Origin of the sequence: Streptomyces sp. H27-H5 (genome assembly GCF_026627505.1) — a bacterium.
In the GTDB taxonomy this organism is placed as follows: domain Bacteria; phylum Actinomycetota; class Actinomycetes; order Streptomycetales; family Streptomycetaceae; genus Streptomyces.
In genome coordinates this window covers 1-25,625 of the sequence record NZ_JAPNLK010000103.1, presented here as the reverse complement: position 1 = coordinate 25,625, position 25,625 = coordinate 1, and the positions used below count along the sequence as shown (strand labels likewise).

The 25,625-nt window shown below is 69.9% G+C and carries 26 protein-coding genes; 13 read left to right on the top strand and 13 right to left on the bottom strand.

Annotation, left to right across the window (positions count from 1 at the left end; all coding sequences use genetic code 11):
• Positions 1-72 precede the first annotated feature (72 nt).
• The 10 genes from OTB19_RS35015 to OTB19_RS34970 form a co-directional block, all read right to left on the bottom strand.
• Positions 73-582 (bottom strand): HAD domain-containing protein, encoded by a 510-nt coding sequence (locus OTB19_RS35015; RefSeq protein ID WP_267802769.1) that lies wholly within the window; start codon positions 580-582, stop codon positions 73-75.
• Positions 579-1,832, bottom strand: coding sequence for an IS256 family transposase (locus tag OTB19_RS35010; protein WP_267802768.1), 1,254 nt, complete (start codon positions 1,830-1,832; stop codon positions 579-581). Before OTB19_RS35010 ends, OTB19_RS35015 begins: the two co-directional genes overlap by 4 nt.
• Positions 1,833-2,145: 313 nt before the next feature.
• Positions 2,146-2,847, bottom strand: a complete 702-nt coding sequence (locus OTB19_RS35005) for a hypothetical protein (RefSeq protein WP_267802767.1) — start codon at positions 2,845-2,847, stop codon at positions 2,146-2,148.
• A gap of 945 nt (positions 2,848-3,792) precedes the next feature.
• Entirely contained in the window at positions 3,793-4,971 is a 1,179-nt protein-coding gene (locus OTB19_RS35000; protein ID WP_267802766.1) for a caspase, EACC1-associated type, read from the bottom strand.
• Complete coding sequence (locus OTB19_RS34995) at positions 4,968-5,327, bottom strand: effector-associated constant component EACC1 (protein WP_267802765.1); 360 nt, start codon at positions 5,325-5,327, stop codon at positions 4,968-4,970. The genes OTB19_RS35000 and OTB19_RS34995 overlap by 4 nt, the downstream gene beginning before the upstream one ends.
• 140 nt (positions 5,328-5,467) lie before the next feature.
• On the bottom strand, positions 5,468-6,097 hold the full coding sequence (locus OTB19_RS34990; protein ID WP_267802764.1) for a DUF6000 family protein: 630 nt from the start codon (positions 6,095-6,097) through the stop codon (positions 5,468-5,470).
• A 3-nt stretch (positions 6,098-6,100) separates the two neighbouring features.
• A complete protein-coding gene (locus OTB19_RS34985; protein WP_267802763.1) occupies positions 6,101-6,421 on the bottom strand; it encodes a hypothetical protein in 321 nt (106 codons plus the stop codon).
• Between the two features lie 296 nt (positions 6,422-6,717).
• Positions 6,718-7,104 carry a CPCC family cysteine-rich protein gene (locus OTB19_RS34980; RefSeq protein ID WP_267802762.1) on the bottom strand — a complete coding sequence of 129 codons (387 nt, stop codon included), beginning with the start codon at positions 7,102-7,104 and terminating at the stop codon, positions 6,718-6,720.
• Positions 7,105-7,446: 342 nt separating this feature from the next.
• Positions 7,447-7,710, bottom strand: a complete 264-nt coding sequence (locus OTB19_RS34975; RefSeq protein ID WP_267802761.1) for a type II toxin-antitoxin system RelE family toxin — start codon at positions 7,708-7,710, stop codon at positions 7,447-7,449.
• A 7-nt stretch (positions 7,711-7,717) separates the two neighbouring features.
• Positions 7,718-7,987, bottom strand: a complete 270-nt coding sequence (locus tag OTB19_RS34970) for a type II toxin-antitoxin system Phd/YefM family antitoxin (protein ID WP_007266282.1) — start codon at positions 7,985-7,987, stop codon at positions 7,718-7,720.
• Positions 7,988-8,237: 250 nt separating this feature from the next.
• Here OTB19_RS34970 and OTB19_RS34965 point away from each other — a divergent pair, with 250 nt between their 5' ends.
• Positions 8,238-8,519: a type II toxin-antitoxin system Phd/YefM family antitoxin gene (locus OTB19_RS34965; protein ID WP_267802760.1), complete on the top strand. Its 282-nt coding sequence runs from the start codon at positions 8,238-8,240 to the stop codon at positions 8,517-8,519.
• A complete protein-coding gene (locus OTB19_RS34960; RefSeq protein WP_267802759.1) occupies positions 8,516-8,770 on the top strand; it encodes a Txe/YoeB family addiction module toxin in 255 nt (84 codons plus the stop codon). The genes OTB19_RS34965 and OTB19_RS34960 overlap by 4 nt, the downstream gene beginning before the upstream one ends.
• Before the next feature lie 99 nt (positions 8,771-8,869).
• Here the strand turns inward: OTB19_RS34960 and OTB19_RS34955 are convergent, their stop codons facing one another.
• Positions 8,870-9,451 carry a Uma2 family endonuclease gene (locus OTB19_RS34955; protein WP_267802758.1) on the bottom strand — a complete coding sequence of 194 codons (582 nt, stop codon included), beginning with the start codon at positions 9,449-9,451 and terminating at the stop codon, positions 8,870-8,872.
• A 442-nt stretch (positions 9,452-9,893) separates the two neighbouring features.
• Here OTB19_RS34955 and OTB19_RS34950 point away from each other — a divergent pair, with 442 nt between their 5' ends.
• The 3 genes from OTB19_RS34950 (at position 9,894) to OTB19_RS34940 (ending at position 13,106) form a co-directional block, all read left to right on the top strand.
• Complete coding sequence (locus tag OTB19_RS34950) at positions 9,894-10,931, top strand: alpha/beta hydrolase (RefSeq protein ID WP_267802757.1); 1,038 nt, start codon at positions 9,894-9,896, stop codon at positions 10,929-10,931.
• A gap of 274 nt (positions 10,932-11,205) precedes the next feature.
• Positions 11,206-12,315, top strand: a complete 1,110-nt coding sequence (locus OTB19_RS34945) for an alpha/beta hydrolase (protein WP_420716973.1) — start codon at positions 11,206-11,208, stop codon at positions 12,313-12,315.
• Positions 12,312-13,106 (top strand): trypsin-like serine peptidase, encoded by a 795-nt coding sequence (locus OTB19_RS34940; protein ID WP_267802756.1) that lies wholly within the window; start codon positions 12,312-12,314, stop codon positions 13,104-13,106. Before OTB19_RS34945 ends, OTB19_RS34940 begins: the two co-directional genes overlap by 4 nt.
• A 67-nt stretch (positions 13,107-13,173) precedes the next feature.
• Here OTB19_RS34940 and OTB19_RS34935 read toward each other — a convergent pair whose 3' ends face one another.
• Together OTB19_RS34935 and OTB19_RS34930 are read right to left on the bottom strand one after the other, a co-directional pair.
• On the bottom strand, positions 13,174-14,010 hold the full coding sequence (locus OTB19_RS34935) for an isocitrate lyase/PEP mutase family protein (protein WP_267802755.1): 837 nt from the start codon (positions 14,008-14,010) through the stop codon (positions 13,174-13,176).
• 141 nt (positions 14,011-14,151) lie between these two features.
• Positions 14,152-15,264, bottom strand: coding sequence for a pyridoxal-phosphate dependent enzyme (locus OTB19_RS34930; protein ID WP_267802754.1), 1,113 nt, complete (start codon positions 15,262-15,264; stop codon positions 14,152-14,154).
• Between the two features lie 308 nt (positions 15,265-15,572).
• Between OTB19_RS34930 and OTB19_RS34925 the strand changes: the two genes are divergently transcribed.
• The 8 genes from OTB19_RS34925 (at position 15,573) to OTB19_RS34890 (ending at position 25,418) form a co-directional block, all read left to right on the top strand.
• Positions 15,573-17,144, top strand: coding sequence for a S8 family peptidase (locus tag OTB19_RS34925; protein WP_267802753.1), 1,572 nt, complete (start codon positions 15,573-15,575; stop codon positions 17,142-17,144).
• A gap of 144 nt (positions 17,145-17,288) precedes the next feature.
• Positions 17,289-18,440 carry a DUF4190 domain-containing protein gene (locus OTB19_RS34920; RefSeq protein ID WP_267802752.1) on the top strand — a complete coding sequence of 384 codons (1,152 nt, stop codon included), beginning with the start codon at positions 17,289-17,291 and terminating at the stop codon, positions 18,438-18,440.
• A gap of 137 nt (positions 18,441-18,577) precedes the next feature.
• Positions 18,578-19,330, top strand: a complete 753-nt coding sequence (locus OTB19_RS34915; RefSeq protein ID WP_267802751.1) for a GntR family transcriptional regulator — start codon at positions 18,578-18,580, stop codon at positions 19,328-19,330.
• Between the two features lie 191 nt (positions 19,331-19,521).
• Entirely contained in the window at positions 19,522-21,213 is a 1,692-nt protein-coding gene (locus OTB19_RS34910; RefSeq protein WP_267802750.1) for a purine-cytosine permease family protein, read from the top strand.
• 160 nt (positions 21,214-21,373) lie between these two features.
• Positions 21,374-21,568 carry an SPOR domain-containing protein gene (locus OTB19_RS34905; RefSeq protein WP_053677072.1) on the top strand — a complete coding sequence of 65 codons (195 nt, stop codon included), beginning with the start codon at positions 21,374-21,376 and terminating at the stop codon, positions 21,566-21,568.
• 37 nt (positions 21,569-21,605) lie between these two features.
• Positions 21,606-22,070 (top strand): (deoxy)nucleoside triphosphate pyrophosphohydrolase, encoded by a 465-nt coding sequence (locus OTB19_RS34900; RefSeq protein WP_267802749.1) that lies wholly within the window; start codon positions 21,606-21,608, stop codon positions 22,068-22,070.
• Between the two features lie 151 nt (positions 22,071-22,221).
• Positions 22,222-22,650: an ATP-binding protein gene (locus OTB19_RS34895; RefSeq protein ID WP_267802748.1), complete on the top strand. Its 429-nt coding sequence runs from the start codon at positions 22,222-22,224 to the stop codon at positions 22,648-22,650.
• Positions 22,651-22,799: 149 nt separating this feature from the next.
• Positions 22,800-25,418 carry a SpoIIE family protein phosphatase gene (locus OTB19_RS34890; protein ID WP_402300372.1) on the top strand — a complete coding sequence of 873 codons (2,619 nt, stop codon included), beginning with the start codon at positions 22,800-22,802 and terminating at the stop codon, positions 25,416-25,418.
• The last annotated feature ends 207 nt before the right edge of the window (positions 25,419-25,625 follow it).

The window sequence follows — 25,625 nt, the reverse complement described above, 5'->3', positions numbered from 1 at the left end:
CGTCTCGTTCTGATGTTGTGTCATACCACATCATGATCAAGGCGGCCGCCCTCATGCCCGCAGCCACCCCCATCAAGCCGCTGACCAGCACCGACGAGCATCAGCAGATCTATCTACAGCTGCCGTATCAGTGAGACCGCGGGACGACGCGACGCGATGGAGGAGGGCTGGCGCGGGGTGGTGGGTGGACACCCACTCCCGATCGGCGTCGGTGATCTCGTCGTCGACCCAGGCGAACGGGCGTCCGTCCGCCCACACCACCAGGGTTCGGGTCTTCCAGTGGAGCCCGAACCACTGGTCCTCGCGTTCATGGGCCGCGGAGGGCTCCGGCCAGTTCACGACCGGCAGCTGCGGCAGGCCGAGCCGCGGCGCGATCTCGGCATTCGCCTCCTCTTCCCAGGTCGTGGCCCAGACCAGGTCACACGGCAGAGCCGCGAGTCGCGGCCCGACCTGCGGGTCGAGTCGCGCCAAGTGCGAGTCCGATGCGGTGCCCGACGACTCGTACTGCAGGCCGTCCCCGAACGGCAGAAGCGGCCCGTCGACGTCCAGGAACAGCAGCGGGCGGCCACCACGGCCGCTCATGCCGCGACGACCTGTTCACGCTCGACCAGGACGCCGCGCTCGAAGCGGGCTCCGGCGCGGACGAGGGTAACGAGGTGGGGTGCGGTGACCGCGCGCCAGCGGGCCTGGGCGGACTCGGCGAGCTTGAACACCATCGCCAGCGCGGCGGCCGGGCTGCCCGCGCCGCGGGTGACCTTGGTCCGAAGCTTCACGGTCGAGAAAGTTGACTCGATCGGATTTGTCGTTCTCAGGTGCACCCAGTGTTCGGCGGGGAAGTCGTAGAACGCCAGGAGCTCGTCGACCTCGTCGGTGACCTTCTTCACTGCCTTCGGCCACTTCGTGCCATAGGCGCGCTCAAACTCCTTGACGGCCTTCTCGGCGTGGTCACGGTCCTCGGCGTTGCAGATCTCTTGTAGGGCCTTCTTGGCTCCGGGCTGGGCCGACTTCGGCAGGGCGTTGACCACGTTGCGCGTTTTGTGAACCCAGCACCTCTGGTGCCTGGCCTGCGGAAACACCTCCGCGAGCGCCCGCCACAGGCCCATCGCGCCGTCGCCGACGACGAGCTCCGGATCGCGCATGCCGCGCCGCCGACAGTCGCGCAGCAGGTCGGCCCAGGACTCGGTGGACTCGCGCATCCCCTCGGCGAGCGCGATGAGTTCCTTGCGGCCGTCGGCGCGCACGCCCATGAGGACCAGGACGCAGGAGCGGGCCTGCCCGAGGCGGACCTTGGGGTGGACGCCGTCGGCCCACACGTAGACGTAGTCGGATTCCGACAGGTCGCGGGCCTGGAAGGCGGCGTGATCGTGCTGCCACTGCTTCGTCAGACGCGTCACGGTGGCCGGCGAGAGCCCGGCCGAGCTGCCCAGGAACTGCTCCATTGCGGGTACGAAGTCGCCGGAGGACAGTCCGTGCAGGTAGAGCAGGGGGAGGACCTCGCTGATCTTCGGGGACTTCCGACACCACGGGGCCAGGATCTGCGACGAGAACCGCTCGCGCTCACCCGTGGCGGCGTCGACACGCTTGTCGTTGACACGCGGCGCCTTGACCGGGATCGCGCCGGCGGCCGTGGTGACGGTGCGCTCGGCGTGGTGTCCGTTGCGGACCACCAGCCGACGGCCGGCTTCATCGCGCTGGTCAGCCAACTCGGCTATGTACTGGTCGACTTCGGCCTCCAGGGCCGCGGCGAGCATCCGCCTCGCGCCCTCGCGGACGATGTCGTCCATCAGGGAGCCGGTCTCGGTGGTTCCGTCTTCGTTGACTACGCTCAGCACGGGGCGTGCCTTCCCGACCCGCGCGCCAACGCGGGCCTACTCGATGACCAGAAGTCGATCACTCGGGAAGGTACGCCCTCCGTGTTCCGCAAGGCACCCTCCCGAGGCCGATCCACAGGTCTTGAGCATTGCTCAAATCGATCTCGCGAACGCGGTCTCGAAGTTCTTACCACGCGCCAATTGCTTGCCGAGTTCGACTTCGTGATCCCGTAGGGCGGGAACCTGATCCGTCGCTTCCGGTGTGGGGTCGTTCGAAGGCCGACTTCCCTGACGCCCGATGCCGGAGGTGCCTCAGTGCCACTTCCCGCGCCACTTAGCCCGCGACGCGTGGCACGCCGCCCTTGCGTCCAATATTGAAGGCGATGCGATATACGTCGGGCAGGTCGATGCGGTTGTCGCGGCGGCGGCGCATAACGCCTAGGGTGATCAGCTCTTCGATGAGGCGGCTCGGGTCGTCGGGGTGGCGAGGACCGGTGCGGACGAGGGTGTCCTCGTCCTGGGTCTCGTATCGCTCTGCTTCCTTGAGCAGGGTGTCGGTCAAGCTGACCTCCTGCCACAGCTCCAGGACAGCTTCCTGGTCGATAGGTACCTGCCGGCCGGCGAGTGGGTCGACCGCCAGACGCACCCACGGCATATCCTCACCGACTTCCCGTACACGGGTCTCCGAGGCAGTCTGGACACCCCGGCGGATGCCCTCATGGTGGATGGCGTACTCGTGGCCGGCGTATTTGCCACGGGCCTCCGAGACAGCCTTGCCCAGCGCGCTGAGGAAGCTGCGCGGGCTCACCTGCTCGACTCCGTCCATGAGGTGGTTCGGCAGCCAGGTGTACGTGTTGTCCTTGCGGTAGTTGGCACCCATGTAAGGGCCGGCGATGAGCGCGAACTGCTCGGCCTGGTACTGCTCGTCACCGCTTAGGAGCGCGGGAGGGAGGTGGCGGCGCCCGTCGGCGTCGGCCTCCCAGCCGCCGGTGAGGCGACGGAAGCGCTCCGCACGGTTGCTGCTGTGGTTGCCCATGTAATGGAAGAGCAGCCCGTACAGCGTGGACAGCCTTACCCGTGACCGGATCCGCGACCCAGGGGCGTGTGGCCGGAGGCTTGTTCGGCCTTCTAGGGTTCATGGTGGCTGGCGTGAAGCGCAGGACCATGCTTTTGAGGGCACACTCCACCGCGAAGCCGAAATGATGATCGGCATTGGGCAGGCGGTTGCCGTCGTGGAGGTAGACGGCGTCGTTGTAGTGCCGCACAGCGGCGTGGGCGTAGTGGTGCTCTGCTGGATTCCCCGACACGGCAGGATCATAGGGCGGGTCTCATCCGATTGGCCCTGTGCGTCTGTCCTTCCACCGCTACTTGCGTTACTCCTTCAGGAAGAGCATCCACTACCGCCTTGCACTCGACAGGTTCGCCACGACTGTACGGCTGACCGAGGCCCGAGTGGCTTGCGGACCATCCGAAGATGGAAGCCGCAGTTGGGGTGGCTTGCCAGCGCCTTGAGGGCGGCCTGCTGAAGGTTCCCCTCATCGTCTTTCGTCGGGTCCCTGAGGCGGTGTACGTCTCGGCGGATGCCCTCGTGGTGGATGGGTGAACGTGAGTCCGCCTACTTGCCGTGGATCTTGGACCGTGCCCAGTGCGTACGCCGGCGGGCAGAGGAGCGCTTGATTTTGCAGGGACCAGAATCAGCCGGAAGTAGCCGTTTGCCCTCTCCTCAGGACGGACGCTGCGAAACTCTCGAGGGAACGGAAGGCAGCGTTGTCGGGGGGAGAGCGCGGTGGCGCAGAAGAGCGACAAGCCCTACTACCGGGCAGGACACTGGGTGCGGCCGCCGGCCGCCAAGCACGTGAAGAAGCCTGCGGCTGGCCTTGTGATTGCGGCGGTGTTGCTGGCTATTGCTGCCTGGAACACGGTCTTCGGTGATGACAGAGAGGTATCTGTTCCGGCTCCGCAGCAGGCGTCTCCGACTGCCTCAGCTACTCCCTGAACGGTGATCTCGACTGCGACCGTTTCGCCGAGACACTCTTCCGGTCAACCGCTGCAACGTGGTCGGCTTCTGGTGCTGGCGCGGTTGCGGGACGGTGTGCGGCGCGGCGTCGGTCGTCGTATCCGTTAGCAACCGCGTCCAGACGGCATGCCACTCAGCGACCTGCTGATCTGGCACGCCACAGGCGGACAGATACGACGCTGTGGTGTGCCAGGTCTTGGGAAGGCTCTCGCGGTTCAAGAGCCGGCTGACGGTACCGGGCGAGATGCGTCCACCCGAACGTTGGCTAACCATCTGATGGGTGAGACCGCTTGTCACACGAACATCGGCCAACGACTTGAAGAAACCCCTGACAGTGCGGATTCCCGAGGGACTCGGCCAGGAGCGCCCTGCGGCTGGCTCCCCGTCAGTAGATGGGGTGGTCACGGTTGTCGGCAGGCAGGCCAGGTTGCGGCCGAGAGCGAGTCGGGCCCCAGTGTTCCTGTCTCTCGCCTGTGGGTCAGGGCGCCCCTTAGCCGCCAGCCTGATGCGCAAGTGCCGGTACAGCGCTCCAAAGTCGATCAGCTCAGGCCCATTGGGGATGCCCGTCTGAAGCGTGTCGAGGAGCTCGCCGGTGAACGCGGTGAAGGTCTCGTCCGGCGGGGCGAGTGCTTGGCGTGTTTCTGCAGCAGCGGCCAGCAGGAATGTTCCCTCCACGGCCGCTTGATCGGCCAGATCTGATGGGCTACCCATCGTCCCGAGGGCCAGACCGCTATAGCAGCAGTCGAGGACAACGACACATCGATCGGCCCGGCTGTTCAGGAGAGCCTGCCGTATCCAGCGATAGGGCAGTCCGGTCTCCACGCGTTGCTGCTTGGACTGCGGCATGGCCAGATAGAGGTCCCCTTCGGGGTCGACCAGCCCATGACCGGCGAAGTAGATCAGCACGGTGTCGCGCGCTTGCTCGGCTGCGGCTCGCACTGCGGCCATGGTCATCTCTGCGGTCGTGGGGTTGGAGAGGATCGTGCAATGCTCCTGCGGCAGGGCCCAAGAGGTGGGTCCGGTCAGCGCCTCGGCCAGAGCGGTCAGGTTGTTGGACACAGCCGGCAGCGACTCCAGGTGGTCGTAGTGGCTGGTGCCGATCAGCACGGCTCGGGTCGCGCCGGGGTCGGGCAACACGCTCATGTCCCAGGTGCCTCATCCTCGGTCGAGGCCTCAAGGGCACGAACGACACGCTCGATCTCGGCATCGCTGCCCTGGGTAAGAACGATCACGGTGTCACCCCGCCTGATCTCGATCCGCGGGTCCTGGGGCCTGGTTCGCTTCCAGGCGGCCAGTGCCACCACGAAGGAGGCAGCGCTCCATCCGTTGTCAGTCACCAGTTGGATGACGTCCAGCAGACCGCCCATGTGCCCTGGCTCGGGGAGCTGCTCCTGGAGCGTCAAGGAGGACGACCTGCGGATCTCTCTGTCTGCCCCCAGCCACTGGTGCAGTGAACGCAGCTCGTCTGCCTCGGCCTCCACCCGCACATCGATGCGCATGGTTCCCCCTGTCTCCGAGTGTCGGCGGTCTTCCGCATTTCCATCGTCGGGCAGAACCGGCTTTCCGGTGGGCGTTTGGCTTGTTCACGCCCTTACCTGGTGGGAACAGGGGGGCCTGGGGACAGTGATTGCACCGCGACCTACAGGCGTAGCCAGCCGTTGGCGAACTCGCATTGGAGGTCCATCCAGCGGCGCTGTTCGGCGGGGATGTGGCTGGGGTAGCCGAGGCGTCCCACGCCCTTGACCCACTCGTCCCAGAGGCCGTCGGGCTCCGTGAATCGGTCGGCATGGCGGGTACCGAGGAGGGCGTCGAGGCGGAGGAGGGCGCCTAGGGCGGCGGGCTGGTCGTAGTGGAGGTCGGTGCGAGGGAGGTAGCAGTCGAGGTAAGCGGTGAGGATCTCGGCGTCCGCGTGCGTGCCGAAGCGGGCCAGGGCGAAGCAGTAGGCACCGCCGGAGTAGCAGACCTCGCTGGCCAGGAGCAGGTCGCCGATGCGTGCCCGGAACCGTTCGCGGCGGTCGACGCCGATCAGCCAGCCGGCGGTGAGACGCGAGCGCCATTCGTACCCGAGGAGGGCTTCCAGTTCCTCGTCGGTGATCGCGGCGGCGTCACTGAGTAGGTGTCGGGTGAAGCGGGTGGTGCGCCACCACCGGGGGCCCAGGAACCGTCCGCCATTCAGTACGAGATAGCGCGGGAGGCCGCCGTACATCCTCGTCACGTAGCTCTCGACCACATGGCCGTAGCCGACTTCCTCGGGGTGCTGGGACGGCATCGGTCACCTTTCCGGGTAGAGGTCGGTACGGTCGATCCAGGTGGGGGCGACGAAGATGTTGCTGCCGGTGGGAGTTTCGGAGGCTTCCAGTAGGGACCAGGTGCGAGACTCCTCGACCAGGTGTTCCCAGGGTGCGGTCCAGTCGAGTTCCCAGTCCAGGCCGGTGCCGGAGATGCCGTACGCGCGGCTGGCGTCCACCCGCCAAAACTGGGAGTAGAGGATCACCTGGGCGTGGTCGGCCAGGTCGTTGATGATCTCGGTGAAGTGGGTCGAAGGCCAGCCGGTGGCGTCGCCCGTTCCAGGCAGGCGCGATAGGCGAGGCATACGGGCTCGACGGCGCCGTCGATCTTCAGGCTCGCCAGGGCCATCGCCGCCCATTCCCGGACGGTGGAGTCGTCGCTATCCAGGAGGGCGATCAGGGCGGGGCCGCAGCGCGGGTCCGCCACCTCTTCGAAGACCTCGATGGCGGTCAGCTGGCCGAAGCCGCCGAGAGAAGGCAGTCCTTCGATGATGGCGGGGATGGCGGGCGTCGGAGCCGATGCCAATCAGTTCCGCGCGGGCGTCGTACGACGGGCCGGTCGAGTCGTCGAGCTGCTGGACGAGTGTCTCGATGTGGGAGGTCATGACGCGGAGTGGTCCCGGCGCCAAAAGATGGGCAGCCACCAGCAGAGCACCGAGCGGTCGTCGGGCCACGGGGCGCGGTCCTCGGCTTCCCAGTCCTCGAAGGAGTCGCGTGTCAGGTCGATGGGGCGCCAGGCGGGGTCGAGCGGCTCGTCCTCGGCCGGAGGGCGGACGTACTGGCGGCCGTGCTGGTCGCAGGCGCCGAAGTCCTGGTAGTTGCGCTGGGCCTCGATCAGGGAGACCTTGTTCGCTCCGCCGTCCATGGTCGGCCAGCGGAACTGGACCCCGTCGTCCTCCCAGAAGCAGACGGGGCAGATCTCGTAAGAGCCGGGCAGGGCGTCGAGCACGCGGTGTCCGCAGCAGGGGCAGGGGTAGCGGTCGCTCACCAGTGCAGTCTCGTTGCAGGTTCGCCCGATGCGCCATGGATTTCTCTGCCTCGGCGCCCCCGGCCAGTCCGCAGCCAGTCCGCAGGACACTCGTAAACAGTCAGCGAGAGCCAACGCAGGCCAACGGAGAAATGGCTGGTCAGAGCCCTGGGTGGGGCTCCGTCGCAGGTCAGGATCGGGGTTCAGGCATTCCGCTTCAACGTCCGAGCGGATGAAATAACACCACGTCGCTGACGTGGCACACATGCAGGTCAGAAGGGGTCGGGCTCAGTCGAGTCCGACCCCTTCGTCGTCGCTTGGGCTGGATGGGTGCTGGATATTCTGACGGCGGGTCAGCGGTAGTCAGGTTGCGTAAACGGTGGACCGGTGTCCCACATGAACGACCCAGATCACCAGTTCTCCGTTGTCGAGTGTGTAGACGACGCGGTAGTCACCGACGCGCAGGCGGCGCCGTTCGGGCTGGGACGCGAGTGCGGTGGTGTTGAAGCCGATGGGATCGGTCTCCAGCTCGGTCAGCTTGGCCAGGATGCGCAGCGCCATGTCGCGGGGGATCTTCCGAAGCTCGGCCTGCGCCTCGGGGCGGAAGACGGTTCGGTACTCACTCACGCTGCGCTCACTCACTGCGTGCCAGCGTCTCCCTCATGATGTCCTCGATCGGGATGCCGGGCGCGGGGTTGGCCATGCGCTCGTCGATGATCCGGTTGATCTCGCGCTCTTCCCACTCCTGGTACTTGCGCAGCACCTCGATGGAGACGACCGCGGCGACCTCCTTGCCCCGGCGCGTGATAACCGTGGGTACGTCGTCGCGGTCGGCGCGCTCCACGACCTCCGCCAGGTGGGCGCGCACGTCGCGGATGGACTCTATGGGCAGCGGCTGCGTCATGCGCACAAGCGTACCGAGTGTCCCATGTGTACACAACGGCTGGAATCTCTGGTGGCGCCCCGCGCGTGCTGGATGAACTCACTGTGCTGGATTGGTGCTGGATGACAGCGCCGGGAACCGCGTTTCTGTAGGTGGGGGGCTCGGCTGAAGCGGCTAGCGCCGCAGGGATGTCTCGTGGCTCGGTCGACCCGCACGAGGGGCTCCACCACTGGTACGTTATTAGGTACCACTGAGTGGAAGGTGTCAGGTCGTGTCGATAACCGCGAGCGAAGCCCGCAAGGGACTCTTTCCGCTGATCAAAAAGGTCAACGAGAACCACGAGGCCATCGAGATCGTCTCCAAGCACGGCAATGCCGTGCTTGTGTCGGCCGAGGACTATGCGGCGCTGCGCGAGGGCTCGTACCTGCTGCGCTCCCCGGCGAACGCCCGGCGGCTGCTCAAGGCATACGAGAACGCCCTGGCCCACACCAACGTGGCGGAGCGCGAGCTGATCGATCCGGACTCGGCGGACGCGGGTGCGGGTGCCGCGTGAGGCTTGTCTTCGAGGATCAAGGCTGGGAGGACTACACGTCCTGGCTCAAGAACGACCGCAAGATTCTCGCCCGGATCAACAAGCTCATCGAGGACGTCAGGCGTGACCCGTTCTCGGGCATCGGCAAGCCCGAGCCGCTGAAGTACCACTTGCCGGGGGCTTGGTCGCGACGGATCGACGATGAGCACCGCCTTGTCTACCTGGTGACGGACAAGGAGATCGTGGTGCTCGCGGCTCGGTACCAGTACTGATCGCTCGTGCAGTGCGGGCGGTGCTGGGATGTCGCTCCGGCAGGGCAAAAGGGGCGGACTCCGGAGAGTCCGGCCCCGTTGCGTTCCCGTGCCGGTGTTTCAGCTGCTTCGGGGCGGCGTGAGTTTGTCGAGGTCCAGGTTGACCTCGAAGGGGACCGGGCGCTGGAGGGTGCCCCGGAAGATGCCGGCGGGGGCGTAGGCGCCGGTGGGTTCGTCGAGTTCGTAGACGTGGACGCCGGGTGCGCCGTCCTCGTCCTCGATGCACCAGTAGTGCGGGATGCCGGCCTCCGCGTACTTGCGGAGCTTTACCGTGCGATCGCGGTGGGCGGACTCGGGGGAGACGACCTCGATGACGAGCCGGACGTCTTCCGGTGCGAACCAGGTGCGGTCACCGTCGAAGTCGGCCGTCGTCACCAGCAGGTCCGGTTCGGGACGGTTGCGCGGGTCGAGCTTGATGGTCATCTCGCGGCCGACTCTGGTGTCGGCGGGCACCTGCTCCATGAGTGCGACCGTGAGCATCGTGACGAGGTGGCCATGCCACCACCTCTGGGGCGACAGCATGAAGACGAGGGCTCCGTCGATCAGCTCGGTGTGGCGGGGCGCCTCGGGGAGGCGGTCGAGGTCCTCCGCGAACCAGCCTTCCGCGCGCGGCGGGCGCATCCAGTCGGGAAGTGCGGTCATGGCTTCACGGTAGCGGCCGGCGGCTCATGCCGGAGGTCAATGGTGCTCCTCACGCTGATCCGGGAGGTCGGCGACGATCATGGGCAGCCGTGGTGGAGCCGCCCGACTCGCGGAGTGCACGGGGGAGATCGTCCCTCGCCGTTCTTCGGCGGCTCGCTCCGTGGTTCCGGGGCCCGTCACGCGGTGATCCCGGTCATGTTTTCGTCTGGTTTGGAACTCCCGACGAGGTTCGTACATCAGGACTGAAGGGATGCCCAGCCGTTCTGTCCCGCCGGGGCAGTCATGACCGTTCGGAGCGAAGTCCGTGCACCAGTACCCGCAGCGCCCGCGGCCTGATGAGCAGCCGTACGAGCCGGATCGGTCGTATCCGCTGCCCGAGGGGGATCGGCCGTCGTCCGAGCCGCGCGGGCCCAGGCGTTCCCGGCGTGCCCTGGGGGTCGGCGTGCCCCTGGTCCTCGCGGTGCTGCTCGGCGCCGGGGGGTTCGCCGCGTGGAAGAACGAGTGGTTCTCCGGCAACGGGGAGAGTGTGAGCTTCGACAGGGACGTCCCGGCGGCGGTGGCGTCCGACGACCCGAAGCCGGGCGGTTCCCCGGCGGCCCCAGCGCAGCCGACCGGCGATCCGGACGTGTCGCTGCCCGCCGGGCCGAAGTCGGACTTCAAGCAGACCGCCAAGCTCGACGACGGCACGATCATCGCCAAGACCCGCCTCGCCGGCGCCAAGTCCGGCTTCGACGGGGACGTGTGGGTGTGGACGCCGAAGGAGTACGGCGAGAAGAAGTACGAGAAGAGCGCCTTCCCGGTGCTCATCGCGCTCCCCGGGGGCAACGGCTTCCCGGCGAACTACTGGGCCGACCGCAGTCTGGGCCTGCAGAAGGCCGTCAGCGAGGGCGTCCGGGCCGGCACCAGCCTGCCGTTCATCCTGGTCATGCCCGTGCTCAACCCGGACAACACGTACTACTACGACGGCGCTGACATCCCGGGTCGCCCCAAGATGGGCACGTGGCTCGCCGAGGACATACCGGACTTCGCCCGCGCCAATTTCCGTACGTACAAGTCCCGCGACGGCTGGGCCTTCATGGGCTCCTCCTCCGGTGCGTTCGTCGGGATGAAGCAGGTCCTCGAGCACCCGGACAGGTTCAAAGCCGTGATCGCCAGTGGTGGCGAGATCGTTCCCGACTCCCCGCTCTGGAAGGGTCACCAGGCGGAGATGGACGCGAACAATCCCGAGAAGCTCGCCAAGAAGCTGATCGACGCCAACGGCCCGGAGGTCTACATCAACTTCCAGGTCGGGACGAAGGAGACGGGCAAGGATCGGATGCTCCAGTTCCAGCGGGAGTACGGCAAGGGCCCCGTCAAGATCACCATCCGTGACATCCAGAACGGCGAGCACAACGGCTGGCACTACGTGCGCGGCATGAAGGAAGGCTCGCTGGAATGGATCAGCAAGGTGTTGAAGGGGCCGAAGCCCGAAGCCGGGTGATCCGTCCCGACCGCCACCGCCACCGCCACCACCGCCCGTGTCCCGATGCCCCCGCCCCGACGCCCCGCCCGAACGCCGGTCTCACAACCCACCCGCCCCGACACCCGCGCCCGAGCGGTCCGCACACCGGTCCGGGTGGCGCGCGCCACGTCGCCCCGCTCCCAGGCAACCCATCACGTCGTTCACAACTCTGACAGGTGTGCAAGAGGGGGACCTGTCGGTCCGACCCGCGCTCGATGTGAGCGCAGGAGAAGGAACGGGAAAAGAAGCCGTGCTGCAAGAACAACAACGTGACGCCGACCATTCGACCGAGGGACGGCAGCTCGCGACCGACGGACGCCCCCGTCCCGGGAGGCGCCTGGCCCTGATCGGCGGCGCCCTCGCCGTGGCCCTCGCGGGGGGCGGCGCGGCGGTCTACGCGTTCGGCGCCTTCTCGGACATAGGGGACCCGGTGTCCTTCGGTGCCTCCCACGAGCCGGCCGCGGCCACCGGGGACGTCACGCCGGGCGTGCGCATGCCCACCGGCCCCAAGGCCTCGTTCGTCCGCAGTTCTCGGTTGCCGGACGGTACGCAGATCGCCCAGACCACCCTCACCGGCGCGAAGTCGGGCTTCAAGGGCGACGTGTGGGTGTGGGCGCCGAAGGAGTACGACGACCCGCGGTACGCCAAGAGCGCCTTCCCGGTTCTGATCTCGCTCCCCGGCGGGCGCGGCTATCCCAAGAACTACTGGGGGACCGGCCCCGGCCTCGGTCTCCAGCAGGCCGTGAGCGACGGGGTGAAGGCCGGTACCAGCCTGCCCTTCATCCTCGTCATGCCGGTGATCAACGCGGACACCAGACACCACTTCGACGGCTCGGACATCCCCGGCCAGCCGAAGATGGGCACCTGGATGGCCGAGGACATCCCCGATTTCACGCGGGCCAATTTCCGCACCTTCGACTCCCGCGACGGCTGGGCCTTCATGGGCTCCTCCTCCGGCGGCTTCGGGGCGCTCAAGCACGTCCTGAAGTACCCCGACCGCTTCAAGGCGGTCATCGCCAGCGGAGTGGACACGGTCCCGGATTCCCCGCTGTGGAAGGGGAACAAGCAGGCCATGGACGCGAACAACCCGGAGAAGCTGGCCGCGAAGCTGATCAAGGAGCGGGGCCCGGACGTCTACGTCAACTTCCAGATCGGCACCAAGGAGAGCGGCCGCGCCGTCGCCGAGAAGTTCATGAAGACCTACGGGGAGGGGCCCGTGCACACCCGGCTCCAGGTGATCCAGGATGGTGAGCACAACGGAAAGTCTTACGTACGCGGCATGAAGGAGGGCTCCCTCGCGTGGATCAGCAAGGTGATGGCCGCGCCGACCCCGACCAGCGTGGGCGCGCCCGAGGCGAGATGAGCACGAGGGCGAAGGGCATGTCCGCGGCCGCGGCCGCCGGGATCGCCGCGGTGTGCGCCGCGGTGTTCGCCCTCGGTTTCCTCAAGCCGTTCGAGGAGCGGCCGGTGCACCCCTTCCCCACCGTCGGGGTGCTCACGGCCAACGGGGAGCACTGGTGCACGGCGAGCGTCGTCGACAGCCCCGAGGGAAACGTCGTCGCCACCGCCGCGCACTGCGTGGTCCCCGCCGGCGAGGACGGGGTGCCCGGCCAGGTCGCGCACGACGGGCTCGCCATCGGCGCGCTCGCCTTCGCCCCCGCCTTCTCCGGCGAGGGCCACCCGCCGCTCGGGGTGTGGAAGGTCCGCTCGGTCCACGTGGACGACCGCTGGAGTAAGTGGGGCGACGACACCGTCGACTTCGCCTTCCTCACCGTCGAGCCGGACGAGGAAGGGCGCAGCCTCCAGGACCGGGTCGGCCGGAGCGAGGCCCCGAAGGCCGACTGGACCTCCGGCTACGAACGGGACGTCACCGTCGTCGGCTATCCGGAGTCCGGGCACAACCCGCGGAACCAGCCCGTCTCCTGCACCACGCAGACCCGGCACGACGAGGACGACCCCGACATGCTGTACATCGCCTGCGCGGGCTTCTGGACGGGGACGAGCGGCAGCCCCTGGATCGCCGACCGGGGCGGGGCGGGGCAGCCGGGCCGGTTGATCGGGGTCCTGAGCGGCGGGGACACGGACGTGGACTCCACGGCGGCGCTGTACGACGAGCGCGCCAAGGCCCTGTACGAGAGCGCCGCGCGCGGCTGACCCGCCCCGGCACGAGAGCGCCCGCGCGCGACTGACCCGCCCCCGCCCCCGGGCCCCGGCCCGGTGTTCAGCCCTTGAGCAGGGCGTTCAACTCGCCGTAGGGGAGGGACCCGGCGAGGGAGGTGTACGTGCCCTCCCGGAGCATCTCCTCCGCGGCCCGGCGGACGACGGCGTACGCCGCCGTGGCCACCCACGACCCGAGGCTGACCCGGGCGACGCCGAGGGCGCCGAGTTCCGCGACCGAGGGGGCGCCGGGGCCGACCAGGACGTTGAGCGGGGCGCCGATGCCCTTGGCGAGCTCGGCGACGGTGGCCGGATCGGTGACGCCGGGGACGAAGATTCCCGTGGCGCCGGCCTCCAGGTACGCGGCGGCGCGCCTCAGGGTCTCGTCGAGGCGGCCGCCCGGCCCCCCGAGGCCGAAGAGGTACGTGTCCACGCGGGCGTTGACGTAGAGCGGGATCCCTGCGGTCTCGGCGGCGGCGCGGGCCGCGGCCAGCCGCTCCGCGTGATCGGCGGGCGCGCGGTCGCCGTCCTCGATGTTGATCCCGACCGCGCCGGCGGCCAGTACCCCGGCGACGGTCTCCGCCACCCCGGCGGGGTCGGCGCCGAAGCCGCCCTCGATGTCCGCGGTGACGGGTACGGACACGGCCGCGGCCACCCGGGAGACGAGGTCCAGGACGCGGTCCCGGGCCAGGGCGTCCCCGTCGGGCGCGCCGAGGGACCAGGCGACCCCGGCGCTGGTGGTGGCGACGGCGGCCCCGCCGGCCGCCTCGACGAGCCGGGCACTGGCCACGTCCCAGGCGTTGGCCAGGGCGAGCGGGGAAGCGGGGGTGTGCAGGCCGGCGAAGGCGGCGGCCCGGGCGACCTGGGCGGCCCGGCGGGCGGGATCGAGGGTGTCGTTCATGGGGCCAGTCCAGCAGCCGGGGCGGTCGGCGGCCGGCGAATTTCCGTCACGATGCCCGGCGGGCGGTCACGATGCCCGGAGGTCACGATGCCCGGCCGTCCCGGTACCGGCAGCAGGCAGCCCCGCCGCCCCCGCCCCCGGTCAGGTGGCCAGGCCCGTCTTGGCGCCCGCGCCGCACAGGGGGACGACTGCCGTGCGGCCCTGGAGCGGGTCCGAGGGGGCGCCCGGCGCGACCGCCGCCCAGCAGGCCGCCGCCGTCGGCTCGACGAACAGGCCCCGCGCCGCCAGGTCCCGCTGGGCCGCCCGCAGCCGGTCCTCCGACACCGTCACGAAGGTCCCGCCGGACTTGCGGACCGCCGCCAGGATCTGCCGGGCGCGCGGCGGCGCCGGGATGGCGATCCCCTCGGCCAGGGTGGGCCGCTGCGGCACCGGGGCGGCTTCCTCGGCGCCCGCGTGGAAGGCGGCCGCCAGCGGGGACACCTCCTGCGCCTGCACCGCGACGAGGGCGGGCGGCCGCACCCCGCGCCGGGCCAGTTCCTCGGTCGCCAGTGCGGCCCCGAGCAGCAGGGTGCCGTTGCCCACGGGGACCACCAGGGCCTCCGGCAGTCGGCCGCCCAGCTCCTCCCAGACCTCGTACGCGTACGTCTTCGTCCCCTGGAGGAAGTACGGGTTGAAGACGTGGCTCGCGTAGAAGACCCCCGGCTCGTCCGCCACCGCCCGGGCGGCCGCGGCGGTGGCCTCGCGGCCGCCCGGCACCACCCGGACGGTCGCCCCGTGCGCCCGCATCTGCGCGGTCTTCTTCTCCGAAGTGCCCTCCGGCACGAAAACTTCACAACTCAAGCCGGCCCGGGCGCAGTAGGCCGCGACGGACGTCCCGGCGTTGCCGCTGCTGTCGGCGACGACGCGCTCCGGCCCCAGTCGCCGGGCCAGTTCCACGAGCATCACCGCGCCCCGGTCCTTGAAGGACAGCGTGGGCATCAGAAAGTCGAGCTTGGCGTGAATCCGCTCCACGAGCGGAACGAGCGGAGTGTTGCCCTCCGCGAGCGATACGGAGAACGCTCCCGGCAGGGGGAGCGCGGCGCCGTAACGCCACAGCGAGTTGGGTCCGGCCGACGGTTCCAGCGGGCCGGCCGGATCGGGTGTGAAGTCGAGGTCCCAGGGTCCGGCGCACACCGGGCAGCACCACGGCGCCGTGCGGACGTCGGCACGGGTGCCGTCCTCGGGGCAGACGTAACCAGGCAGTGCGTGCGTCATGTGCGGAACGCCTTTGCTCTTTCATGGCCGTTGTATGGCACGGATGTTACGCGTCCGTTGTCCTCTTGTGGGATGGCGAGAGGGTGGGTCAACCTTTCGGAGGCGACGGCCCGTTGGACCCGACGGCTTGTCATGGCCATGTCTTTCCGTGTCCTGTTTCCGTGCGCCCCGCCACCCCCGCACCACAGCGCACCCGCACCACAGCGCACCCGCACCACACCACACCACACCGCACCCCCGCACCACACCGCATCGCACCCACGCACCGCACCCCCCGCAGCGCACCACCCATGAGGAGGACCCCTCACATGTCCGTGATGCGTCACACCCGCCGGAAGATCGCCGGCATCAGCGCCACAGCCGTCGTGGCCCTCGTGCTCGGCACCGCCGCCGCGTTACCCGCCTCGGCGGCGGACGGCCCCCAGGGCGTCATCGAGAACGCCGGCGCCGCGGGCGCCGTCCCCGGCAGCTACATCGTGACCTTGAACGACTCGGCCGCCCGCTCCACCGCGGACAGCGGGAAGGCCGTCGCCAAGCGGTACGGGGCCAGGATCGACCGGACCTACAGCGCCGCCCTCAACGGCTACTCCGTCGAGGTCTCCGAGGCGCAGGCCAGGAAGCTCGCCGCCGACCCGGCGGTCAAGTCCGTCGTGCAGAACCGCACCTTCACCGTCGAGGCCACCCAGCCCAACCCGCCGTCGTGGGGCCTGGACCGCATCGACCAGCGCGCGCTGCCGCTCGACAACAGCTACACGTACCCGGACAAGGCCGGTGAGGGCGTCACGGCGTACATCATCGACACCGGCGTCCGGATCACGCACACCGACTTCGGCAGCCGGGCCTCCTACGGCTACGACGCCATCGACAACGACAACACCGCGCAGGACGGTCACGGCCACGGCACCCACGTCGCCGGCACCGTCGGCGGCACGGCGTACGGCGTCGCCAAGAAGGCCAAGATCGTCGGCGTCCGCGTCCTCAACGACCAGGGCTCGGGCACCACGGCCCAGGTCGTCGCCGGCATCGACTGGGTGACCCGCAACGCCGTCAAGCCGGCCGTGGCCAACATGTCGCTCGGCGGCGGGGCCGACTCCGCCCTCGACACCGCCGTCCGCAACTCGATCGCGGCCGGCATCACCTACGCCGTCGCGGCGGGCAACGAGTCCGCGGACGCGAGCACCAAGTCCCCGGCGCGCGTCGCCGAGGCGATCACGGTCGGCGCCACCACCAACACCGACGCGAAGGCGAGCTACTCCAACTACGGCTCCCTCCTCGACCTCTTCGCGCCGGGCTCCTCGATCACCTCCTCGTGGGGCACCGGGGACACCGCCACGAACACCATCTCCGGCACCTCGATGGCCTCACCGCACGTGGCGGGCGCGGCCGCCCTGTACCTGTCGCAGAATCCGACGAGCACCCCGGCGCAGGTCTCGGCCGGGTTGGTCGCCGCCGCCACCCCGAACGTGGTCACCGGCGCCGGCACCGGCTCCCCGAACCGCCTGCTGAACGTGGGGAACTCCACCACCCCGCCGAACCCGGGCACCCGCTTCGAGAACCTGACCGACTACGCGATCAACGACAACTCCACCGTCGAGTCGCCGATCACCGTCAGCGGGATCTCCGGCAACGCCCCGGCCACCCTCAGCGTGCCGGTGGACATCAAGCACACCTACGTCGGTGACCTGAAGGTCGACCTCGTCGCCCCCGACGGCACCGTCTACAACCTGCGCAACCGCACCGGCGGCAGTGCGGACAACATCGTCCAGACCTTCACCGTGAACGCCTCCTCCGAGGTCGCCAACGGCGTCTGGAAGCTCCGCGTCGCGGACCTCGCGGGCGCGGACACCGGAAAGATCGACTCCTGGGCGCTGCAGTTCTGACCGGGCGCCCCTGAGGAGGGGCAGGGCGTGCGGGGAGGCCCGTACGGCTGAGCGATGAACCGCGGGGGCGACCACAGGGCGGTCCCCCCCGCTGCGTACTATTCGCGCATTCGTTCGCGCCCTTGTGATGGAGCACCGCACCTCGTGACCTACCCGCCCCCGCCGAACCCTCCCACCGGTCCGGCCAATCCGTGGGCCCCGCCCTCCTCGCAGGCCCTGTGGGGTCCGCCCCCGCCCCAGGGGCCGCCGGCACTGAACGGCTTCGCCCTCGCCTCGCTGCTGGTCGGCCTGCTCTGTCTGCCGCCGCTGGGCATCGTGTTCGGCGTCGTGGCGCTGGTACAGATCGCGAGGAGGCGGGAGCGCGGCAGGTCGCTGGCCGTCGTGGGCCTGGTCGTGTCCGTGGTGATGACCGTGGTCGCGGCGTACGTCACGCAGCAGTACGCGGAGTCCTTCTCCCGGCACCTCGCCTCGTCGGTGACCGCGCCCGACGACGTGGAGGGCACCCCGTCCGCCATGAACGACATGGCACCGGGCGACTGCTTCAACGTTCCGGACGGCGACCTCCTGAAGCAGTCGCCCTTCGTCCACGCGGTCGACTGCGCGCAGGCGCACCACGCCGAGGTGACCTCCTCGACCCTCCTGGACGACGGTCCCTTCCCGGGCGACGACTGGTTGGACTCCACCGCGACGGACGCGTGTTGGGAGGCACAGGACGCCTACGCGATGGACACGTGGGCGGTGCCCGCCTATGCGGAGATGTACTACTTCGTCCCCACGCGCACGCTGTGGCGCGAGGGTGACCGGCGCCTGCTGTGCGTCATCGGCACGTCGAGCGAGGAACACCGGGGCAGCCTGCGCAAGGATGCCGGGATGCTGACACCGGAGCAGGCGGAGTTCCTGCGGGCGATGAACGGGGTCGACAAGGCCTTCGCGAGCCAACCGGAGGGCGGCCCCGAGGAGGCGCTGCCCGAGTGCCGCACCTGGGCCCGGGAGGTCGACACGGCGCTCGCCGTGCAGGCCGCCCTGTTGCGACGGGTCGCGGGGCGGCCCGGGATCGGCGCCGCGGCGGGCGCGCAGCTGAGGGAGGTCGAGACGGCGCGCAAGGAGTGGCAGCGCGCGGCGAGGGCGACGAAGCCGGCCGAATTCGACGAGGCCTGGGAGCGGGCGGTGTGGTCGCTCGACGTCGACACGGAGAAGCGACTGCGCGGGGCGTACGGGCTTTCGACACGCATTCCGGACTGGTTGGCGGACCCGGGGGCCGAGGATTCGCGAGGTCCGTCGAGGGAGTCGACCTGAGGGCTTCTGTGTAACGCGCGGTAACGGGTTTGAGTGACCTGGCTTCATCACTTCGAGTGAAACTCTGGCCCTTGCTTGCGGTGCACAACCGTCGGTTGCCAGGGTGTAGCTGTCTGTCAACCTGATGGGAGTGGCCAGTGACTTTCGGTGAGCAGCCGGCCTATCTGCGCGTCGCCGGGGATCTGCGACAAAAGATCGTCGATGGGTCCCTGCCCCCGCACGCCCGGCTCCCCTCGCAAGCCCGGATCCGCGAGGAGTACGGGGTCTCCGACACCGTGGCGCTGGAGGCGCGCAAGGTCCTCATGGCGGAGGGGCTCGTCGAGGGCCGGTCCGGGTCCGGTACGTACGTCCGCGAACAGCTTGTGCCCCGGCGGGTCGCCCGCTCCGGCTACCGCACGGGGGGCGCCTCCACGCCCTTCCGGCAGGAGCAGGCGGAGTCGGGTGCCCGCGGCACGTGGGAGTCCGGCAGCGAGCAGACGGAGGCCACGGCCGACATCGCGGCGCGGCTGGGCATCGAGCCGGGAGACCGGGTCATGCGCACCCGGTACGTCTTCCGCGACGCGGGGGAGGCGATGATGCTGTCGACCTCCTGGGAGCCGCTGGCCGTCACCGGTCGGACTCCCGTGATGCTGCCGGAGGAGGGCCCGTTGGGCGGGTCCGGGGTGGTGGACCGGATGGCCGCGATCGACGTCGTCGTGGACAACGTGGTGGAGGAGGTCGGGGCGCGGCCCGGCCTCGCGGAGGAGATCCTCTCCCTGGGCGGGGTGCCCGGGCACGTGGTGCTGGTGGTGAGCCGCACCTACTTCGCCTCCGGGCTGGCCGTCGAGACCGCCGACGTCGTGGTCCCTGCGGACCGCTACCGCCTGGCCTATCACCTGCCGGTGCGGTGACCCGCCGGTTCGGCGTCCGGGCCGGGGGCGACGCCCGACGCCGCCGCACGGGCGGCCCGGAGGCCACACCGGAAGGCGGACAGCTCGTACCGGACCGTTAACCGGGCGGTGACCTGAGGGCCCGGGGCGTAACCCCCGGGCAACGCCGCCGCGTGACGGGGGGTCACATCCCGGCCCTAGCGTCCGGCGGTATGACCGAGACCGCCGCGCCCCCGCAGTCGCCGCCCCGTCGGAGCTACGCCAAACTCGCCGCCGACGAGAGCCGCGAGGACTACTCACTCCGCTACGCCCCCCACGCGTTCCGCCGCTGGAGCCCCGGCACCGTCGCCGGCACGGCGCTCGGCGGGATCGCGTACCTCGCCGACTTCGCCATCGGCGCCTCCATCGTCTTCGCCTACGGATTCACCAGCGGACTCGCCGCGATCCTGGCCGCCGCCACCGTCATCTTCCTCACCGGCATCCCGATCGCCCGCGCCTGCGCCACGTACGGCCTGGACATGGACCTGGTGACGCGCGGCGCCGGCTTCGGGTACTTCGGATCCACCCTCACCTCGCTCATCTACGCGTCCTTCACCTTCATCTTCTTCGCCCTCGAAGGCTCGATCATGGCCCAGGCCATGCACCAGGCCGTCGGCCTGCCGCTCCAGATCGGGTACCTGATCACCACGCTCATCGTGATCCCGATCGTCTTCAAGGGCATGGGCGCCCTCGCCAAGGTCCAGGCCTGGACCCAGCCCGTCTGGTTGATCGGGCTCGTGCTGCCCTTCCTCGTGCTCGCCTTCCACGCCCCCGGGGCCTGGGGCGCCTTCGCCGACTTCGGCGGCACCGAGGGCGCCGGCTCCGGCTTCTCCTGGATCGGTTTCGGCTTCGGCACGGGCATCGCGCTCTCGCTCATCGCGCAGATCGGGGAGCAGGCCGACTACCTGCGGTTCATGCCTGCCAAGACCCCGGCCAACAGCCGTCGGTGGAACCTCGCCGTGCTCGCCGCCGGCCCCGGCTGGGTGATCATCGGCGCGGCCAAGCAGCTCGGCGGCGCGTTCCTCGCCTTCGCCGCGCTCGAAGCGGTCGGCACGACCCACGCCCTGGAGCCGATCGCCCCGCAGATCGAGGCCCTGCGGCCCTGGCTCGGCGGATTCGCCCTGCCGGCCGCCGCGCTGTTCGTGATCGTCTCCCAGATCAAGATCAACGTCACCAACGCCTACAGCGGTTCGCTGTCCTGGTCGAACTTCTTCTCCCGCGTCACCCACCGCCACCCGGGACGGGTCTGGTACATCTTCCTCAACCTCGGCATCGCGCTGACGCTGATGGAGCTGAACATGTTCTCCATGCTCGGCAAGCTGCTGGGCTTCTACTCCAACGTCGGCATCGCCTGGATCGCCGCCGTCGCGGCCGACCTGGTCATCAACAAGCGGCTCGGACTCAGCCCGCCCTACATCGAGTTCAAGCGCGCCTATCTGTACGCCGTCAACCCGGCGGGTTTCGGCGCGATGGTGATCGCCTCGACCGTCTCGATCCTTGCGTTCTTCGGGCTCTTCGGGACCTACCCCGAGGCCTTCTCCACCTTCATCGCGGCCGGACTGTCCCTCGTGCTCTGCCCGTTGATCGCCTGGGCGACCAAGGGCACGTACTACCTGGCCAGGCCCAACGGCGTGAACGGCCCCGGTGTCGAGGTCCCGGACATCACCGCCACGCACACCTGCTCGGTCTGCGAGACGGCGTACGAACTCCCCGACGTCGCCGATTGTCCCGTCCAATCCGGGCCGATCTGCTCGCTCTGCTGCTCCCTCGACGCGACCTGCGGGGACGCCTGCCGCAAGGGCGCGAAGGAGGGGGCGGCCGGGGGTGCGGTGGTGCTTCCGCTGCCGGTCGTGCGCCGGGTCTGAACCGGCTCGCGCGGCGCACTCGTACGCATGGCCGGATGCGTACGCCTGCGAGGTACCTCTTCGTGAAAAACCGTATCCGCTCAGTAAAGGTCGGGCGTAAGCTCGGGCATATGCGCAATGCGGTTTCCCGGGCAGGTACATCGGCGGAGGGTGAAACGCGATGAACGACAGCGGTGCCCTGCTTCCATGGCTGGTCATACGTCAGGACGACAACGGCAACCGCTACCGGGTGGGTCGGTACCCCACCCGGGCCGAGGCCCAGAAGGTCATCGACAGTCTCGACGACCGAGCACACAAGCAGCTCTACTGGGTCGAGCGGGTGGCTCAGGGCAGCCAGGCCGCCACGAGGAACTGAGCGTCGGGCCGTCGACGCACTGGCATAGGCTCCGTCCATGACTGTACGAGTGGTCGTGGGCGGAGCCCTTTGTCGTGACAGGCGCCTGCTGGCCGCCCGCCGCAGCGCGCCGCCCGAGCTGGCCGGCCGGTGGGAGCTCCCGGGCGGCAAGGCCGAACCGGGCGAGTCCGTCCCCGAGGCCCTGGTGCGCGAACTGCGCGAGGAGCTCGGCGTGGAGACCGAGGCCCTGGAGCGCGTCCCGGGGGAGTGGCCGTTGCGGCCCGACCTGGTCCTGCACGTGTGGACCGCCGGACTGCTGTCCGGTGAGCCGGCCCCGCTGGAGGACCACGACGAACTGCGCTGGCTCCGGCCGGACGAGCTGGACTCCGTGGACTGGCTCGACCAGGACCGCCCGGCGGTCGAGGAGATCGGACGCCGACTCCGCTCGACCCCGGACCCGACGCCCGGACCGGCGGGCGCACGCGCGGACGGCTCGCCGGGCGACCCGGTCCGCGGTCTGTGAGGCTTGGGCTGTAGGCCGTATGCCCCACGGCGGGCAGGCGCATGGGGAAGGAGTGGTACGACGCCCTGAATATCGGGTATGTCGCTATTAATCCCATCTCGTCCCCCTATCGTCCCTGCTGAACCCGACTGGGGTCGCCGCGGCCCGGGAAGTGATCGGCGTGATCGACACAGACGGTGAATGCGCCGAGTGGGCCTTTCCCGCCGAGCCCGGCAGCGTGCGCACCGCCCGTCACGCCGTGCGCGGCAAGCTCCGCGCCTGGGGTCTGGACTCCGTCGGCGACGTGACCGTCCTGCTGGTCAGCGAGCTGGTCACCAACTCCCTGCGCTACGCCTCCGGCCCCATCGGGGTCCGTCTCGAACGACGTGATTCGGCCGTCGAGGACGCGCCCGCGAGTCCGGCACTTCTCGTGGAGGTTTCCGATCCGCTTCCGGATCCACCCCGCGAACGGGTCGCGACGCCGGACGACGAGGGGGGTCGCGGACTGCACCTGGTGTCCGTCTCGGCGCAGCGTTGGGGGACCCGGCACGGGAAGTCGGGCAAGACTGTGTGGTTCGAGTTGGCACTTCCTGGTGAGTAACAAGGGGAAGGGTGGCCGGCGATCACCGGAGGTGGCTCGAAACAGTCGGGACCTTTTTGTGATCGTGAACGCCATGCGGGCCGGGGCCGTGGTGCTGAATACTTCGGTCATGGCCGGTCCGGTTGCGGTGAGCTGGAGGGGACGGTCGCGTGAGCGAGATACCTGCGCAGGCACATCAGGCCCGAGTGTCCGGGGCGACGTGGCACGACGCCCTGTGGCACAGCAGCCCGCCTGGCTCGATATATGACTACATAAAGGTGGCGTCCTTCTCGATCGGCCCGGACGGGCTCATCGATCAGTGGAGCCTGCGCGCCGAGGAACTGTTCGGGCTGACACCCGCCCAGGCGGTGGGCCGCGACCCGGTCGACGCCTTCATGCCGCCCGAGCTGCGGGCCGGGGGACACCGCAAGGTCGCGGAGATCCTCGACGGCGAGGAATGGACGGGCCTCATCCCCTTCCGGATCCCCGGCGGCGACGGCGCGCACGGCGTCGCCGAGATCTACGTGATGCCCACACGGACCGAGACCGCCGAACGGGCCGCGCTGTGCGTCGTCGTCGACGTGCGCGCGCTGCGACGCATCGAATCCGATCTGGCGGCCTCACAGGCGATATTCGGTCAATCTCCTTTCGGCTTCCTGCTCTTCGGTACCGACCTCACCGTGCAGCGCACCAACCGCCGCTTCGCGACCGTCTTCGGCGGCGCCGTCGAGGAACACCGCGGCCGCACCGTGCACGACTACCTCCCGGCGCACGAGGCCGACCGGATGTCCGACGCCCTGCGCCGCGTGCTGGAGACCGGTGAATCCGTCACCGACCTGCGGATCACCGGAGCCACCCCGCGCAGCCGGGACGACCGCCACTGGTCCATCAACCTCTACCGCGTCCACGGCGGCACCGGACGCCCCATCGGTGTCGCCGGCATCGGCATCGACGTCACCCGCCGGCACCTCGCCGCCCGCGAGGCCGCCGGCGTACGGCGCAACCTGGCCCTGCTCAACGAGGCCGGACACCGCATCGGGAACTCCCTGGACCTGGAGACCACCGCCCGGGAACTCCTCGACGTCACCGTCCCCGGCTTCTGCGACCTGGCTTCCGTCGACCTCTACCAGGGGCTGCTGCTCGGCGACGACGACCGTCCCGCCCGACCACAGGGCCCGGGGGTGCCCTCCCTGCCCGGGCAGGGCACCGGGCGGGCGCCGTCGGCGCCCCTGCGCCGGGTGGCGTTCGCCTCGGCCGTGTCCGACGCCCTGGGGTCGGGGTCGGGCGCGTCGGTCGCCGTGGGGGAGATCCACCGCTATCCGGCGGCCTCGCCCGGGGCGCTGGCCCTGCGGACGGCGCGCACGCGCCTCATCGAGGGCGGCGGCTCGGACGACCTGGTGCAGTCCACGCTGGTCGTGCCCCTGGTCGCGCACGACACGGTGGTCGGCCTGGCCCAGTTCTCCCGTACCAAGGGCAGCGAACCGTTCGGCGAACGGGACCGGGCGGTGGCCGTGGAACTGACCGCGCGGGCCGCCGTGTGCATCGACAACGCACGGCTGTACCGGCGCGAGCACGAACGGGCGCTGATACTGCAACGCAGTCTGCTGCCCCCCGGCGACCCGGAGGCGGCCGGCCTGGACATCGCCTGCCGCTACCTGCCCGGCAACGCGGCCACCGAGGTCGGCGGCGACTGGTTCGACGTCATCGAACTGCCCGGCCACCGCACCGCGCTGGTCGTCGGCGACGTCATGGGCCGCGGGCTCCGGGCCGCCGTGGCCATGGGCGAACTGCGCACCGCCGTACGGACCCTGGCCCTCCTGGACCTCGAACCGGCCGAGGTGCTCAGCGCCCTGGACGAGGTCGCGCGCGGACTCGGGGCGCCCGGCGGATCCCAGCAGGCCTCCCGGGCCGCCCTGCACTCGCGGGACGCGGACCGCTCGGAGGTGTACCTGGCCACCTGTGTCTACGCCGTCTACGACCCGGTCACGCGGCGCTGCACCATCGCCAACGCCGGCCACATGCCGCCGGTGCTGGTGGAACCGGCCGAGGAGGGCGCGCCGCCGCGCCCCGGGCTGCTGCTGGAGATCCCCCCGGGGATGCCCCTGGGCGTCGGCGGCGAGCCCTTCGAGGAGGTGGAGATCGAACTCCCCGAGGGCGCCATGCTGGCCCTCTACACGGACGGACTCGTCGAGTCCCGGGACCATCCGCTGGAGGAGGGACTGCGGGGCTTGCGGGAGGCCGTCGCGGACCCGTCGCGGCCCCTGGAGGAGGTCTGCGACCACGTGCTCAACACGCTGCACACCCGGCACGGGGAGGACGACATCGCGCTGTTGATGGCCCGGGTCCAGGGACTGCCCGTGGACGCGGTCGGTGACTGGCAGCTCCCGAGGGAGGCCCGCTCGGTGGGCCGCGCACGGGAACTCGCGCGGGCGAAGCTGCCCGCCTGGGGGCTGGAAGGGCTCCTCGACACCACGGAACTCCTCGTGAGCGAACTCGTCACGAACGCCCTGCGGTACGGGGAGGGGGAGATCCGGCTGCGGCTGCTGCTGGACCGCACCCTGGTCTGCGAGGTGTGGGACGCCAACCTCGCCCAGCCGCGCCGCCGTCGCGCCCGGGACACCGACGAGGGCGGGCGCGGTCTGCAACTGGTCGGCCTGCTGTCGGCCGGCTGGGGCACCCGCCGCACGCACCGCGGCAAGACGGTGTGGTTCGAGCTGCCCCTGCCGGGCGGCGGAAGCGGCGGCCCGGCGGAACTGTCCGCGGAACAGCTGCTGGGCATGTACGGCTGACCCCGCGCCGGGGCCCGGGCCGCCCGGCCGGGCCCGGGCCGGGCGCCCCGCCCCGGGCCCGACAGGATCCGGAAGAGACTGCCTAGTGCTGCACCGCGAAAGTTCGTGGAGGGGGGTTGGGCCGGTCAGGCCGGGCTGCCGAGGTAGAGGGTGCCGGCGCAGGTAAGGCAGTCCTCGGGACTGCCGATGGGGAGGCCGGTGGGGAGG